Origin of the sequence: Methylocystis sp. SC2 (genome assembly GCF_000304315.1) — a bacterium.
Classification (GTDB): domain Bacteria; phylum Pseudomonadota; class Alphaproteobacteria; order Rhizobiales; family Beijerinckiaceae; genus Methylocystis.
The window spans coordinates 3,691,952-3,707,455 of the sequence record NC_018485.1 but is presented as its reverse complement, the minus strand read 5'-3'; the positions used below and the strand labels follow the sequence as shown (position 1 = coordinate 3,707,455).

Sequence of the window (15,504 nt, the reverse complement as noted above, 5' to 3'; positions counted from 1 at the left end):
GCAGGCGCAGCGTCTCTTGAACTCAGCTCGCGTCGCCCGCGACGCGCATCTTGATGATCTTATCCGGACTGTCGACCATGCCATTACTGGATTTCGAGCCCTTCTTGATCTTGTCGACGACATCCATGCCCGAGACCACTTCGCCGAATACGGTGTATTTGCCGTTGAGCTGCGGCGCGTCGGCGTAGCAGATGAAGAACTGCGAATTGCCGGAATTCACGTCGCCGCCTTCGCGCGCCATTCCGACAGTGCCGCGCTTGAACGGCGTGTCCGTAAACTCGGCCTTCAGATCCGTATAGCGCGAACCTTGCATTCCCGTGCCGGTCGGGTCGCCGGCTTGCGCCATAAAGCCGTCGATGACGCGATGGAATACGATGCCGTCGTAGAAATGCTCCTTGGCGAGCTTCTCAATGCGTTCGACATGCTTGGGCGCGAGATCGGGCCGCAGCTTGATGGTGACGCGGCCATCCTTTGTGTCGAGATAAAGGAGATGATCATCCGCCGCGCTGGCAGGCGCGACGCTAAGCGCGGCGACGGCCGCGGCGGCAAGAAGCAGACGGCGGGTGAGTTTCATGAAGCCTCCCTATGTATTGCCGCGCCTTTTGACGGCGCGTTCAAGTGCGGCGACGGCGGCGGCCGGCGCAAAGGCCGACACGTCGCCGCCAAGCGCCGCGATCTGGCGCACGAAGGTTCCGCTGACATGGCGTAGCCCTGGCGAAGCCGGCAGGAAAATCGTGCGAATGTCGGGCGCAAGCGTCCCATTCATCCCCGCCATCTGCATCTCATAGTCGAAGTCGGCGCTATCGCGCAAACCGCGGAGAATGGCGCAGGCGCCGTGCTGGCGCGCCGCCTCGACGACGAGTCCCTCAAAGCCCGCGACCTCGAAGCCGCAAGACGCGCCCAGCCCGGCGCAGGCGTCGCGAATGACCGCCGCGCGCTCATCGAAGGAGAGCCACGGTTTCTTGCCGTGGTGCACGCCGATCGCGACGACGATCCTGTCAAACAGCGCCCCGCCATGCGCCATCACGTCGAGATGGCCAAAGGTCAACGGGTCGAACGTGCCGGGATAGAGGGCCGTCCGCGCGGTGGTGGCAGAGGTGGCGATCATCGCAGCGGTATAGGAGATTTTGCGCGGTTTCGCGAGACGGCGAGCGCCTTCGCCGCCGCAACCCGCCGCGCGCCGCCTGCGATTGCCCGGACGTCGCGCCTGGCGCCGCTTTTCGGACGCGCCTACACTCGCGCGTTGCGAGCGGGGCGCTACAATAGATCAGGCGCATCCGGCGTGAACCGCCGGACCTATGAAGGAGACTCCAGCATGGGACTTTTGGATTTTCTGACCGGAAAGGGCAAACCGGGGCCCGCCCCAGACGCGCTCAAGAAAACCGCCGAGGCCACCCCTAAGGCCGAAGCTCCGGCCGCAGGGTCGTCCGCGACAGAGACCTTTTACGTCGTGAAGCCAGGCGACACGCTGTGGAAGATCGCCGAAGCGCATTACGGCGCCGGCAAGGGCGCCAAATATATGGAGATCTTCGAGGCCAATCGGCCGATGCTGACCGATCCCGACAAGATCCAGCCAGGCCAACGCCTGCGCATCCCGGACGCGCCGACTGGTCCCTCGGCCGGGGGCGACTGGAAGCCTCCAAGCGAAATCGCCAGCAAATAGGCTTCGCCGACAGCTTCGCTTCTGGGTGGGCGGAGCAGATCCCGGACAGGCGCCACAAGCGCTCGGGCCGATTTTAGACCTTCGTCGCGTCGAAGGCAGGGACGGCGCGCGCAAATTCCGTAAGCCACGAGACGAGATGCTGGTGGTTCTCTCGCCAGGCGCCGGCAAAACGCAAATCAAGATAGCCCAGCGCACAGGCGACCGCGATATGGCCGATGTCGACCGAACCGGCCGGCGGGGCGGCTTCGAGCGCGCCGAGCGCCCGATCGATTTTGCCTTGCTGAAGCGCGATCGCTTCCTCGTAACGCAATGCTTCTGGGCGGTTGAAGGTCTCATAGCGGATCAAGAGAGCGGCGTCGTTGATCCCGTCGCCCAGCGCTTGCAGCCGCAAGGCCGTGAAGCGAGCCGTAGACTCGGTCGGAATGATCCGCCCGCCGCCGGCGAGATGATCCAGATATTCGGCGATGACCCGACTGTCGTACAGCGTCGATCCATCCTTCAAAACCAACGTCGGGATTTTCCCGAGCGGGTTCTGACGCCGCAGACTGTCGGCGGGATCGGCCGCATCGGCGGCGGCGATTTCGATCCTTTCGGACAAGCCGAGCAATTCGGCGGCGATTCGGATCTTCCTGGCGTAGGGCGAAGCGGGAGAATAACGCAAGATGAGCATGGCCGCTCCTATCATCCGTGCAGGAAACCCACAACGGCTCTGTCGCGCGCCCGTGAACCTTTGCGTCCTCCGTCGGATGGACTTGATAAGCGCGCATATCGGGCCAGATGTCGAAAGATCGACATGCATGACGGCGCAGCATTGGGTCGTCCTGGCAGGGAGAGGTTAAGATGGAACGCCGCACCCTTATCACGGCGCTGCTCGCCGGCTTTGGCGCGACTGTCGTCGTCTCACAAGCGCAGGCGCTTTCTGGGCTGGCGCCGCTGCAAGATGGGATGGCTCCCGCCCGGCCCGAGCTCGGCGTCGCCACGTCTGAAGACATGCAGAACGCAAAGATCGAGAAAAGCTGGTGGCGACGCCGTCGATACTGGCGCCGGACCTGGCGTCGTCGTCGGTGGCGCCGCCGCTGGTGAGCGGCTTACTCCCCTTAGTCGAGCTACTCTTCCGAGTTCTGCCGGAGTCGGTAGGGGAAACTTGATCGGCTCATTCGCCTGCGAGCCAGTCGATCTCGTAGCCCGCGCCTTCGCCGTGCGCCATCCGCGCGGCGAGGAAGGCGAGGAGCGTTCGCGCCTCTTCTTCGAACACGAAGGGCGGATTGACGATCGCCATCCCGCAGCGGCGCAATCCCTCGCCGTCTCCGCCAATGCTCAACGAAAGCCGCAGGATGCGCCGTATGCCGCTTTCCCTCAGCCTATTGTGCAATTTCCGAGTGTCGCGATCGCTCTTGGAGGGATGCCACAAGACGTAAACGCCGGAACTCCATTTCGCATGGGACTTCTGCAAAGCGTCGAATGCGGCTTCGAACTCGTCTTCGCGCTCGAAAGGCGGATCGATCAGCGCGAGTCCGCGCCGCTCCTTCGGCGGAACATAAGCGCCAAGCCCCAAATAGCCGTCGATATGAATCGCCTTGATGCGTTCGTCGCGCGAGAATCGGCGACGCAGCGCCGCAAAGGCGTCGGGCCGCAGCTCGCAGAAAATCGCGCGGTCCTGCGGGCGCATCAATTTTTGCGCGATCGACGGCGAACCAGGATAGAGCGCGGGCTGTCCCTCGTCATCGCGCGGCCCGAGACACTCGATGTAGGGCGCAAGCAGCGCGCGAACGTCCGCGCTCGCGCCGGAGAGATCAGCGAGGCGCCCAACGCCGCCGCGCCACTCGCGCGTGCGCTCCGCCGCCTCGGCTGAAAGATCATAGGCGCCCTCTCCTGCGTGCGTATCAATCACGCGAAACGGCGTCTCCTTGCGCCTCAGATAGACCAACAGGCGCACAAGCAGCGCATGTTTGAAGACGTCGGCGAAATTGCCGGCGTGAAACCCGTGGCGATAATTCATATGCGCTACAGCGGCGCGGGCGCGCTGATTTCCCGAACGTGGCAACCGCGCTGCGCAACGGCGGGACAGGCGCGAAATTCGCGCAGGTCCTTGGACATGCAGATGCGCACGCCGTCCATTACGCCCCGCCGGCACGACACCGCCATCATGCCGGGCCCCAGCCGCGGATTGGCGTCGTAGAAGGCGCGCTCGACGTCGATCGGCGTAATGGTCTGGTCGCGGGCGGGTTTGACGAAAAGCGGCGGGATGGCCACGGCCGCATGCGCGCGCGCCACATCGGCGAAATAGTCGCTCGGACTTTTGCCGCTGCAGACTCCATGCTTGCGCCACTCGTAGCGCGCCAGCCGCTCGTCAGGAAACAAGCCCGCCGCCTTTTCGAGCGCGACGCGCGATGGGGACGGCGCGCCCGGACATTCGCTCGGAACGCCGCTTTCATATTGCGGCCAGAGCCCGTGAACGACGAAGCCGAGTCCCTTTCCCGGCTCGCATTGGTCGCGCGCGCCCTCGACGCCTTCGCAGAAGCCGGGCGACCAGCTGAGCGCCAGCACGTAAAAGTCGAAGTCGCGGACCGCGCCGGTCCGCGAGACTGCGCGATTCGCGCAATCCTCCGCCGTGCAGTCGCCTTCCTTCGCGATAGCGCCGAAAAATCCGCCCGACGCCGCCGCGCCAACAATGAGCGCCCATGCGGCGCAGCGAATGAAAACTCTTCTCATTTCAAACGACTCTGCAAATAGGACGGCTAAGGTCCTGCGGCTCGGCAATCCGGACTGAAGGCGTGATTGCGGTCCAGCCCGACGACGCACCATGTTACGCCAGGTCCTGCGCCGATGAAGCCTAAGGATTCTCCGATATTATAGACAACCTCGCGTCTCACGCCGTCGTTAAAAAGCGCCAATGCGCGACAATAGCGACGGGGAATATAGCTCAGGCCGTTGTTGCGCGCGCCGATGTCCTCGACGCCGTCAAAGGCCACAATGACCAAAGGCGAATTCCAGAACCAGGCCTCTCTTGCAGCAAAACCCTTGACGACTTCGTTGAGAATCGTCGGATCGACACAGTAGGGCGTCAGTCCCGAATAGGGCAGAATCCGAAATTCCGCCGGCGGGTTTTCCTCGCGTGCGGGCTGGGCGGCCGCCGTGGCGGCGGCAAGCGCGAAAAGCGCGGTCGCGGCGGCTCGCGTCCAAACTCCGCCAGACCCCCGGTTACGGCGCCGCATCTCGCTCCTCCTAAATCCCGCCCAGTTGCGGACGATTGACGCCAAAACCGCTCCATGCGTCAAGGCTGTGCGGCATAGAATTAAGCGAAGAATCGCTACAAGGATGCCAAGGCGTTCGGGACGCGCTATAATGGCTCCATGTCTAAGAGCGTACAGACCCTGCGCCGGATTATGGCGCTCTTTCTTGGCGCATTGTTGACGAGCGCGACGCCCGGCGCGTCCTTCGCGCAGGACCCCTTTACGGAATTCTTTGGCGGCATCTTCGGCGGCCATCCGCAGCATGGCTGGGGGCCTCGCGGCGAGCCAAGAGTGCGTCGGATCATGCCGCATCGCGAGAATCGCGCGCCGACGTACTGGCACGGCCAGACGGATAATCCGCGCCGGGCGGCGAAACGTACGGACGGCGCCGCCACGGACCAGTCTCAGAACACGGCCGTTACCCAGCCGACCTTCGTTGTCGCGACGCTCGGCGACACTCTCGGACTGCTTCTCGCCAACGGCCTGAAAGACGGGTTTTCGGATCGCCCGGACGTCGCCGTCCTTCGAAAAGGCCGGGAAAGCAGCGGTCTCGTGCGCGAAGACTTTTACGATTGGCCCAAGGCGGCGAAAGAGATCGCCGCCGACCCGCAAAAGATCAATGTCGCCGTCGTCATGCTCGGCAGCAATGACCGTCAAGCGATCCAGCAGGGCCAGGAGTCGATCGAGCCGCTGTCGCCGCGATGGCGCGAAATCTACGCAGCGCGGGTCGACGCGGTGATTGCGGCTTTCAAGGAAAAGAACATTCCGGTCATTTGGGTCGGTCTGCCGGTCATGAAGAACGAGCGCCTGTCCGCCGACATGGCGCAGCTCAATGAAATATTCAAAGCGCGCGCGGCCCACGCCAATATTCCCTATGTCGATCTCTGGGAGGCGATGACCGACGAACATGGGCAGTACAGCGCTTTTGGGCCGGACATCAACGGCCAGATCGTCAAGCTGCGCTCCGCGGACGGCGTGCACTTCACCGAGGCCGGCGCGCGAAGCGTCGCCCATTTCGTCGAAAGCGAGATCAAAAAATATTACGACGCCTCTCGCCAGCAGGCCCCAGTCGCTGACGCGCCGGGAGCGCCGCAAAGACCTGAGGCGGCGGGCGCGACTCCGCCACAGCAGCCGGCGGCGGCGCCAGCGGACGGCCAGCCGATCGTCTTCCGCTCGCCCGTGGGCGGGCCGTCGGCGGCGCCGAGCTTGCCCGAACGACCCGCCGTTGGCCCGACGCAGCAACTGACGGGCGCCGGAGCGGCGACCGAGCTCGCCAGGCGAGCCCCGGCCGGCAAGTCGGGGACGGACGCAGGCACGCCGGCGCAGGCGCTCGCGCGACATGTTTTCATTGAGGGCGGGGACCAGAATCCGCGCAGCAATCGCGCCGACGACTACAGCTGGCGCCCGGCGGCGAACGCGCCTTCTCAGCCGCGTTAACGATTTGTGCGTTTGCGCACGGAACGCTTTTCGGTGGTTCTGCATTCTCTCTGCACGACAGAGAAATTGTGGAGCCGCCGTCATGTCCCGCCGTCAATTCAACGCCCGCCGCTTTCTGAAGGTCGCCGCCGTCGCTGCGTTTGCGGGACTTTCGTCGTCCGCCGTCAACGCTCAGGAACGCTCCTTCATGGCGCTGTTCGACCCGTCGGCGGGCGCGCAGGAAATGACCGCGTCCTACGACGACTCCCGCGAGCAGCAAGCCTATTATGGCGGCCAGGATCAGCAGGCGGATTATGGCTATGGCGCGCAGGACCCGCAGGCCTACTACGGGGATCAGGAAGACGCGCGGCTCGCGCGCGAATATCCGACCACGACGCGCGAGATCGTGCAGGATCCGACCAATGAGCGTCCTGGCACCATCACCGTCGACACGAACAATCGCTATCTCTATCTGTCGCTGCCGAACGGACAGGCCGTGCGCTACGGCGTCGGCGTCGGCCGCCAGGGCTTCACCTGGAAAGGCCGGACGCATATCGGCCGCAAGGAAGCCTGGCCGGATTGGACGCCGCCGGCGGCGATGTTGAAGCGCCGTCCCGACCTCCCGCGCCATATGGCCGGCGGCGAGGACAACCCGCTCGGCGCGCGCGCGATGTATCTTTACTCAGGCGATCGGGACACGATGTTCCGCATCCACGGCTCCAATGAGCCTTGGACAATCGGCCAGGCGGTTTCCTCGGGCTGCATTCGCATGCTGAACACCGACGTGACCGATCTGTTCAGCCGCGTGAAGGTGGGAACCACGGTCGTCGTGCTGTAAGCCGGCTCTCCGTCAAACGAAAGGCCCCGATCGCCGGGGCCTTTTATTTTGCGCCTATTCGAGCGCGCAACTGAACACGAGATTGGTGAGCGCCGAAAAGGTCACTTGAGCGGCGACCCAAAAGCCGATCAGCGACCAGGCGAGCTTGTATCTCTGACGGCCATAAAAGAAGGCCCCTATGAGCGGCACGATGAGAAAGTAGAATTGCCAGGGCGTGCTGACGAAGGTGTCGCAATACCAGAGATTTAGCTTTTCACTGACCATTTACTCTCACCTTGGCAGATTGGTTTCGCCCATCAGGAATTCGTCCACCGAGTGGGCGCATTGGCGTCCCTCGCGAATGGCCCAGACGACGAGCGATTGTCCGCGCCGCATGTCTCCGCAGGCGAAGATCTTCTCGCGCGACGCCCGATAGGCGCGCGTGTCCGCCGCGACATTGCCGCGCGAATCGAGATCGACTCCGAGCGTTTCGAGCAAGCCTTCCCGCACCGGCGATACAAAGCCCATCGCAAGCAGCACCAGATCGGCCCTAAGCTTGAAGTCGCTTCCGGGCTCCTCCTGCATTTTTCCGTCGACGCGCACGCAGCGCAGCGCCTTCACCGCGCCGTCCGCGCCCTCGAATTCGCGCGTCAGCACCGAAAATTCCCGCGAGGAACCCTCGTCGTGCGAGGAAGAGGTGCGCAGCTTTAGCGGCCAATCGGGCCACGTCAGCAGCTTGTTCTCCTTCTCGGGGGGATGCGGCATGATTTCGAGCTGGGTGACCGAAAGCGCCCCCTGGCGCACCGAGGTGCCGATGCAGTCCGAACCGGTGTCGCCGCCGCCGATGACCACGACATGTTTGCCGGTGGCCAGGATCGGCTCGTTGGTTGAGAGCGGCTCGCCCGAGACCCGGCGATTCTGCTGCGGCAGAAAATCCATGGCGAAGTGAACCCCGCGCAATTCGCGGCCGGGGATCGACAAATCGCGCGGCTGTTCGGCGCCGCCGGCGAGGACAACGGCGTCATGGCCTGCGACCAGATCGTCGGCTGACAAATCGACGCCGACATGAACGCCGCAGTGAAACACCGTCCCTTCCGCCTCCATCTGCTGAACCCGACGGTCGATGAGGTGCTTCTCCATCTTGAAGTCGGGAATGCCGTAGCGCAGCAGGCCGCCGGCCTTGGCGTGCTTTTCGTAGACATGCACGTCATGGCCGGCGCGCGCGAGTTGCTGCGCCGCCGCAAGTCCCGCCGGCCCGGAGCCGACCACGGCGATCTTCTTGCCTGTTTTGCGCTTCGGCGGCTCGGGCACGACCCAGCCCTGCTCGAATCCGCGGTCGATGATCGCGCATTCGATGGTCTTGATGGTGACCGGCTGGTCCTGGAGATTCAGCGTGCAAGAGGCTTCGCAGGGCGCCGGACAGACGCGGCCGGTGAACTCCGGGAAGTTGTTGGTGGAATGGAGATTGACGAGCGCGCGCCGCCACTCGCCGTGGTAGACGAGGTCGTTCCAGTCGGGAATCTGATTGTTGACCGGGCAGCCGTTATGGCAAAACGGAATGCCGCAATCCATGCAGCGCGAGGCTTGGCTGCGCGTGGTCTCGTCCGACAACGGAATGACGAATTCGCGATAATGGCGAATGCGGTCGGCCGCCGGCTTATATTTGCGGTCATGCCGGTCAATCTCGAGAAACCCGGTCACCTTGCCCATCTTGTCGCGCACCTCTCGCGCCGCGCGTCGCGGCGGCAAACGGCGATCCTCGTCGGCGCGGCAGTCTCGCGTGGAAAAGCCAATTCACTTTCCCGATCGTCCCGAGCCGCCGCGATCTTGGATGTTTTCTAAACGCTTTCGAGGGGTCGCCGTCAAGCCGCGACGCTTCCGCGTCGTGACGATCGCCAGCGTCCGCTATTGAGTGCTGGGGCGCATGCCGCGCGACTCCGGCGCGATGCGGCGAGACTGATCCTCCTTGACGAGGGTGTGCAGCAAGTTCACCTGCCTCTGAGCCTTCGCCTCATAAAGCGCTTCATCGGCCACCGCGAGAAGCGCCTCCGCGTCTGCGCCATGTTCCGTCACCAGAGCGATGCCGACGCTTACGCCGATCGTCGCGCAAACGCCGTCGCCGAGGTCATATGGCGCCGATATGGAATTCGTCAGCCGGTGACTCAGCTCCGCCGCCTGCTCGCTCGTCAAGTTCTTGGCGAGCACCACGAATTCGTCGCCGCCAATCCGCGCCGCCAGGTCGGTCGCGCGCAAGGACTGGCGGAGGCGCTCCGCGACCGATTTGAGCAACCTGTCTCCGGCGGCATGTCCGTACGTATCGTTGACGATTTTGAAGTTGTCGAGATCGAGAAAAAGGACAGCCAAATCGCCGCCCTGGATCGGCGCGCTTTTCGCATTCGCGTCAACCGCGGCGGCGAGCCCGACACGGTTCGACAGGCCGGTGAGCGCATCATGCTTGGCGCGATGATCGTTCAGACGTTCGGCCTGCATCGTCGCAATAAGCATTTTATTCAAGCTGTAGGCGGCGGCGATCATGGCGGCGAGATAGAAGGGAATCTGAAGAAAAACAAGATAAAGCAACGGTTCGCCAGAAAGGGCGGCGCCCGGCAGGAAGGGGCCGAGGCTCGTCAGGATCATCGCGCCGGCCAAACGCGGCGCGCCAAAATTGCGAAACCCAATTCCGCCGACCATGGCGGACCCGGAGAGACAAGCGAGCGTCGCGGACACCCAGTCGCCGCTCGCGAGGCTTATAAAGGCGCCGTAGCCGACGCCGCTGCTCCATAAAAGCTGAAGCAGGAGATAAACATCGGTCGGCGTCGGGCGATGCTCGAGAGCGGCGCGCCGCGAGACGTTCAGGACGATCAGACGCACGGCGCCGAGCATGATTTCAAAGACGAACCAAGCGACGAAGGGGAGCGTCTGCTCGCGCGCGGCGATCGCTCCCGACACGACAATCGTATTGATGACGCCGCCAAAAAAGACTGGCAGGGTTCCGAACAACCCGCCAATCAACGCCACCTCGATGTCGCGAGTCGCGCCATGCCCCGGGTTCACGAGCCAGCGCATCGCGGGCCAGCGCGGCAAGCTGTAAACTCTAGAGTCGTCTCGCATCAGGCTTCCTGGCCGCCGTCAAGGAAAAACCGCCGCGTTTAAAGCAGGTTAGCCCGACTCCCTCTCTTTAACAATCATTGTTGACAAAGGCAAAGGCGAAGCTCGAACTTCGCCTCCGATTCAGGAGCGCCTATTCATTCGCCCGCGGCTTTCAGCTGTTGCGGCTGCCGCTTACGCGCGTTGAGTTCGTTGAGCGCGCGCCGATACTCGACCGGCATCACCTTGCGGAACTTGCCCACGTAATTTGGCCAATCCGCCAGAATGTCGCGCGCCCGCGTCGAGCCGGTGTAGCGCAGGTGGTTGGCGATCAGCTGACGCAGCCGCTCGGCGTCGAAGCGCGTCATGTCGCTCATCACGTCGACGCGGCCGTGGCCTTCCAGATCGCCGGACTGGTGATAAGTCTCGGTCATGACGATCTCCTCGTCGCGCACCGGCTCGAGGTCGACCATGGCGAGATTGCAGCGCGTCGAGAACGCGTCATCCTCGTCAAGGACATAGGCGATGCCGCCCGACATGCCGGCCGCGAAGTTGCGGCCGGTCTGCCCGAGAACGACCACGACGCCGCCCGTCATATATTCGCAGCCGTGATCGCCAACGCCCTCGACGACGGCGAGCGCGCCCGAATTTCTTACCCCGAAGCGTTCGCCGGCGACGCCGCGGAAATAGCATTCGCCGGCGATGGCGCCGTAGAGAACGGTGTTGCCGACAATGATCGAATTTGAGGGGTCGATCTGCCCGGCGTCGCGCGACGGATAGATGATCAGCTTGCCGCCCGACAGGCCCTTGCCCACGTAGTCGTTGGCTTCGCCTTCCAGACGCAGCGTCACGCCGCGCGCGACGAACGCCCCAAAGCTCTGGCCCGCGGTGCCCGTCGCGCGAATGTCGATCGTGTCCTCGGGCAGTCCCGCATGGCCGTAAATTCGCGCGACCTCGCCGGAGAGCATCGCGCCGGTGGCGCGGTCGACGTTGCGGATCGGCGTCTCGATGGAGACCTTCGCGCCGCGATCGAGCGCCGCGCGCGCTTCGGCGATGAGCTTGTTGTCGAGGACCTTGTCCAGGCCGTGGTCCTGCGCGGCGCTGTGCCGGATCGCTCCGCCTTCGCCCTGCGGCTTGAAGAACAGCTTGGAGAAATCGAGACCGCGCGCTTTCCAATGCGCAATCGCCTTCTCCTTGTCGAGCATTTGCATCTGCCCGATCATCTCGTCGAAGCTGCGATACCCCATGGAGGCCATGAGTTCACGCGCTTCTTCGGCGACGAAGAAGAAGAAGTTGATGACATGTTCCGGCAAGCCGACGAAGCGCTTGCGCAGAACGGGATCCTGAGTCGCGACGCCGACCGGGCACGTGTTGAGATGGCACTTGCGCATCATGATGCAGCCCGCCGCGATCAGCGGCGCCGTCGCGAAGCCGAACTCGTCGGCCCCGAGCAGCGCCCCGATCACCACGTCGCGGCCGGTGCGCAACCCGCCGTCGACTTGCACGGCGATGCGCGAACGCAGATTGTTCAGCACGAGCGTCTGATGCGTTTCGGCGAGCCCGATCTCCCACGGCGAGCCCGCGTGCTTGATCGACGTCAATGGGGAAGCGCCGGTGCCGCCCTCGAAGCCGGAGATCGTCACATGATCGGCGCGGCCCTTGGAGACGCCGGCGGCGACCGTGCCGACGCCGACTTCCGAAACGAGCTTCACCGACACGGCGGCGCGCGGATTGGCGTTCTTCAAGTCGAAGATGAGCTGCGCCAAATCCTCGATCGAATAGATGTCGTGATGCGGCGGCGGCGAGATCAGGCCGACGCCGGGCGTCGAATGGCGCACCTTGGCGATGACCGCGTCGACCTTGTCGCCGGGCAGCTGGCCGCCTTCGCCTGGCTTGGCGCCCTGCGCCATCTTGATCTGAATCATGTCGGCGTTGACGAGATATTCCGTCGTCACGCCGAAGCGGCCGGACGCCACCTGCTTAATGGCGCTGCGCATTGAATCGCCGTTCGGCAGCGGCTTGAATCGATCCGCCTCTTCGCCGCCCTCGCCGGTGTTGGATCTGCCGCCGATGCGGTTCATGGCGATGGCGAGCGTCGTATGCGCCTCGCGCGAGATGGAGCCAAACGACATGGCGCCCGTCGAGAAGCGCTTGACGATCTCGTTCGCCGGCTCGACCTCGTCGAGCGGAACCGGCTTCCGACCGTCCTCCTCCGCGCCTTTGACGCGGAACAGCCCGCGCAGATTGAGAAGCTTCTCGTCCTGCTCATTCAGGAGCTTGGCGAAAGCGCGATATTTGTCTTGCGCATTGCCGCGCACCGCGTGCTGCAGCAGCGACACGGTCTGCGGCGTCCAGCTGTGCGCTTCGCCTCTGATGCGGTAGGCGTAATCGCCGCCGACGTCGAGCGCCTCTTTGTAAACGGGCGCGTCGCTGAAGGCGAGGCGATGGCGACGCACGGTCTCGCGCGCGATCTCTTCAAGCCCGACGCCTTCGATGCGCGTCGTCGTGCCGGTGAAGAATTCATCGATGAAGCTCTGCGCAAGACCGACCGCGTCGAAGATCTGCGCGCCGCAATACGACTGATAGGTGGAGATGCCCATCTTGGACATCACCTTGAGAATGCCCTTGTCGACCGCCTTGATGAAGCGCTTTACGGCCGTCGGACCGTCGACGTCGGAGGGGAACTCCTCCGCCGAGGCAATGAGCGTTTCAAAGGCGAGATAAGGATTGATCGCCTCGGCGCCATAGCCCGCGAGGCAGCAGAAATGATGCACCTCGCGCGCCTCGCCGGTCTCGACGACGAGGCCGACGGAGGTGCGCAGCCCTCTGCGGATCAGATGATGATGCACCGCCGCGGTCGCGAGCAGCGCGGGAATCGGGATTCGGTCCGGCCCGACCATGCGGTCCGAGAGGATAATGATGTTGTAGCGACCGCTGACCGCCTCCTCGGCGCGTTGACATAGCCGCTTGATCGCGGCGTGCATGCCTTCGGCGCCCTTCGCGGCGTCGTAAGTGACGTCGATCGTCTTGGTGTCGAAACTATCCTCGACCGTGCCGATCCAGCGGATCTTTTCGAGATCCTCGCTCGTCAGGATCGGCTGGCGCACTTCGAGACGCTTCTTGTTCGCCGAGCCTTCATGGTCGAGAATATTGGGCCGCGGACCGATGAAGGACACGAGGCTCATGACCAGCTCTTCGCGGATCGGATCGATCGGCGGATTGGTGACCTGCGCGAAGTTCTGCTTGAAATAGGTGTAGAGCAGCTTCTCCTTGTCGGAGAGCGCCGACACGGGCGTGTCCGTGCCCATGGAGCCGATCGCCTCCTGGCCTGTGACGGCCATCGGGAAAAGCAAAAGATCGAGGTCCTCCTGCGTGTAGCCGAAGGCCTGCTGACGGTCGAGCATCGACACGTCCCAGCGCGCCGGACGCGTATCGACAGGCTTCAGATCCTCGAGCTGAATTTGCGTGCGCGCCAGCCACTCCTTGTAAGGATGTGAGTTCGACAGCTCCTTCTTGATCTCGTCGTCGGAAATGATGCGTCCCTGCTCCAGATCGACAAGCAGCATCTTGCCGGGCTGGAGACGCCACTTTGTAACGATCTTCTCTTCGGGAATCGGCAACACGCCCATTTCCGACGCCATGACGACGAGGCCGTCATCGGTGACGAGATAGCGCGCCGGCCGCAATCCGTTCCGGTCGAGCGTCGCGCCGATCTGGAGCCCGTCGGTGAAAGCCATGGCGGCGGGACCGTCCCAAGGCTCCATGAGCGCCGCGTGATGCTCGTAGAAAGCCTTGCGGTCGGCGTCCATCAGCGGATTGCCGGCCCACGCTTCCGGAATCAGCATCATCACCGCATGCGCGAGCGAATAGCCGCCGCGCACGAGGAATTCGAGCGCATTGTCGAAGCAGGCGGTGTCCGACTGACCCTCATAGGAGATCGGCCACAGCTTGCTGATCCCGTCGCCAAACAGCGGCGAGGAGACCGACGCCTGGCGCGCCGCCATCCAGTTGAGATTGCCGCGAAGCGTGTTGATTTCGCCGTTATGCGCCACGAAGCGGTAAGGATGCGCCAGCCGCCACGACGGGAAGGTGTTCGTCGCAAAGCGTTGATGCACGAGCGCCAGCGCCGAGATAAAACGCTCGTCCTTGAGATCGAGGAAATATTCGCCGAGCTGCGAGACGAGCACCATGCCCTTGTAGACGATCGTGCGCGAGGAGACCGAGACGGCGTAAAACTCCCGTCCGCCATTGCCGAGCCGGTAAATTTCGTTCGAGGCCGCCTTGCGCGCCAGATAGATGCGCCGCTCAAAGATGTCGGCGTCAGCGACGTTCGGCCCCCGCCCGATGAAGATTTGCGCATGATGCGGCTCGACCGCCTTCACCGCCTCGCCGAGATCGCTCGAATCGACGGGAAGATCGCGCCAACCCAGAACCACGAGCCCTTCTTCTTCGATCGACTTTTCGATGATGCCGCGCGCGCGCGCGCGCGTTTCGGGATCGCGCGGCAGGAAAAACTGCCCGATGGCGTAATCGCCGGCGGCGGGAAGCGCGATGCCGAGCTTCGCGCACTCCGCCTTGAAGAACGCATGGGGGATCTGAACCAGGATGCCGCAGCCGTCGCCGAGCTTGGGATCAGCGCCGACGGCGCCGCGGTGATCGAGATTGAGCAATATCTGCAGGCCCATCTCGACGATGGCGTGCGACTTCTCGTTGCGCATGTTGGCGACGAAGCCCACCCCACAGGAATCATGCTCCTTGGCGGGATCATAAAGACCTTGCGCCTGCGGAAGAGCGGGGTCGCGGCCGAGCGGCTGCGGTCCGGCTTCAGCGAAGTGCTCGGCGGGTTTCGTCATTTCGGCGTCTCCTCGACAGGACGGCGCGCCTTTTCCTGCGCCCCTCCCGCCCGCTCATCGAACCATAAAACTGTCGTAGGCGTGACCTAAATCGTCGAAGCCCGACTCTCGCATTCCTGTAACGCAGGTTTCGCAACGATCGCGAAACCTGCGCGTCCTCGTCTTGCGTCCAGGCGCAAGGCAAGGGACGCGCCACTTTGCGCGCCCTCTCATTTACGTTGGCCGCGGCGCGTGTCGAGCGGCGACCGTGAAAATGAACAGAGGCTCCAAAAGCGCGCGCCGCCTTAAGGTCAGCAACACTGACATATCTGCGGGCTAAATTACTGCCAGATTTACGCTGAAGTGACAAGCAACCGCTTGGACTTTGGACGGTTGACGGTCCAATGCTCGCCGCAATGTTGTCAGAGCATCCGCGCCGCCGAGAGGGCTGGATAG

13 protein-coding genes and 1 pseudogene are annotated in these 15,504 nt (G+C 63.6%); 4 read left to right on the top strand and 10 right to left on the bottom strand.

The window, feature by feature from the left end; all coding sequences use genetic code 11:
- Nucleotides 1–22: 22 nt before the first annotated feature.
- The gene (locus BN69_RS17920; RefSeq protein WP_014893069.1) at nucleotides 23–574 is read right to left on the bottom strand and encodes a peptidylprolyl isomerase; all 552 of its coding nucleotides are present in this window, start codon (nucleotides 572–574) and stop codon (nucleotides 23–25) included.
- A gap of 9 nt (nucleotides 575–583) precedes the next feature.
- Nucleotides 584–1,108, bottom strand: a complete 525-nt coding sequence (gene coaD, locus BN69_RS17915; protein ID WP_014893068.1) for a pantetheine-phosphate adenylyltransferase — start codon at nucleotides 1,106–1,108, stop codon at nucleotides 584–586.
- 333 nt (nucleotides 1,109–1,441) lie between these two features.
- Between coaD and BN69_RS20125 the strand changes: the two are divergent.
- Nucleotides 1,442–1,663: pseudogene (locus tag BN69_RS20125) on the top strand (LysM peptidoglycan-binding domain-containing protein); the annotation flags it as partial.
- Nucleotides 1,664–1,736: 73 nt separating this feature from the next.
- Here BN69_RS20125 and BN69_RS17905 read toward each other — a convergent pair.
- Entirely contained in the window at nucleotides 1,737–2,333 is a 597-nt protein-coding gene (locus tag BN69_RS17905; protein WP_014893066.1) for a glutathione S-transferase family protein, read from the bottom strand.
- Nucleotides 2,334–2,503: 170 nt separating this feature from the next.
- Here BN69_RS17905 and BN69_RS17900 point away from each other — a divergent pair, with 170 nt between their 5' ends.
- Nucleotides 2,504–2,746, top strand: coding sequence for a hypothetical protein (locus BN69_RS17900; RefSeq protein WP_014893065.1), 243 nt, complete (start codon nucleotides 2,504–2,506; stop codon nucleotides 2,744–2,746).
- 70 nt (nucleotides 2,747–2,816) lie between these two features.
- Here the strand turns inward: BN69_RS17900 and BN69_RS17895 are convergent, their stop codons facing one another.
- From BN69_RS17895 to BN69_RS17885, 3 genes are read right to left on the bottom strand one after another with little or no spacing between them, the layout of a single operon-like run.
- Nucleotides 2,817–3,662 (bottom strand): 23S rRNA (adenine(2030)-N(6))-methyltransferase RlmJ, encoded by an 846-nt coding sequence (locus BN69_RS17895; RefSeq protein WP_014893064.1) that lies wholly within the window; start codon nucleotides 3,660–3,662, stop codon nucleotides 2,817–2,819.
- Nucleotides 3,663–3,667: 5 nt separating this feature from the next.
- Nucleotides 3,668–4,375, bottom strand: coding sequence for a ribonuclease T2 family protein (locus BN69_RS17890; RefSeq protein WP_014893063.1), 708 nt, complete (start codon nucleotides 4,373–4,375; stop codon nucleotides 3,668–3,670).
- Between the two features lie 26 nt (nucleotides 4,376–4,401).
- Complete coding sequence (locus tag BN69_RS17885; protein ID WP_014893062.1) at nucleotides 4,402–4,878, bottom strand: hypothetical protein; 477 nt, start codon at nucleotides 4,876–4,878, stop codon at nucleotides 4,402–4,404.
- 138 nt (nucleotides 4,879–5,016) lie between these two features.
- Between BN69_RS17885 and BN69_RS17880 the strand changes: the two genes are divergently transcribed.
- A complete protein-coding gene (locus tag BN69_RS17880) occupies nucleotides 5,017–6,333 on the top strand; it encodes an SGNH/GDSL hydrolase family protein (RefSeq protein WP_014893061.1) in 1,317 nt (438 codons plus the stop codon).
- An 82-nt stretch (nucleotides 6,334–6,415) separates the two neighbouring features.
- Nucleotides 6,416–7,150 carry a L,D-transpeptidase gene (locus BN69_RS17875; protein ID WP_014893060.1) on the top strand — a complete coding sequence of 245 codons (735 nt, stop codon included), beginning with the start codon at nucleotides 6,416–6,418 and terminating at the stop codon, nucleotides 7,148–7,150.
- 54 nt (nucleotides 7,151–7,204) lie between these two features.
- On the opposite strand, the gene BN69_RS17870 is transcribed toward BN69_RS17875, so the two are convergent.
- The 4 genes from BN69_RS17870 to gltB all read right to left on the bottom strand — a co-directional run bounded on the left by BN69_RS17870 (nucleotide 7,205) and on the right by gltB (nucleotide 15,069).
- Nucleotides 7,205–7,414, bottom strand: coding sequence for a hypothetical protein (locus BN69_RS17870; RefSeq protein ID WP_014893059.1), 210 nt, complete (start codon nucleotides 7,412–7,414; stop codon nucleotides 7,205–7,207).
- Nucleotides 7,415–7,420: 6 nt separating this feature from the next.
- Nucleotides 7,421–8,839, bottom strand: coding sequence for a glutamate synthase subunit beta (locus BN69_RS17865; RefSeq protein WP_014893058.1), 1,419 nt, complete (start codon nucleotides 8,837–8,839; stop codon nucleotides 7,421–7,423).
- 195 nt (nucleotides 8,840–9,034) lie between these two features.
- Entirely contained in the window at nucleotides 9,035–10,240 is a 1,206-nt protein-coding gene (locus tag BN69_RS17860; protein WP_014893057.1) for a GGDEF domain-containing protein, read from the bottom strand.
- Between the two features lie 134 nt (nucleotides 10,241–10,374).
- The gene (gene gltB, locus BN69_RS17855) at nucleotides 10,375–15,069 is read right to left on the bottom strand and encodes a glutamate synthase large subunit (RefSeq protein ID WP_014893056.1); all 4,695 of its coding nucleotides are present in this window, start codon (nucleotides 15,067–15,069) and stop codon (nucleotides 10,375–10,377) included.
- Nucleotides 15,070–15,504 lie beyond the last annotated feature (435 nt).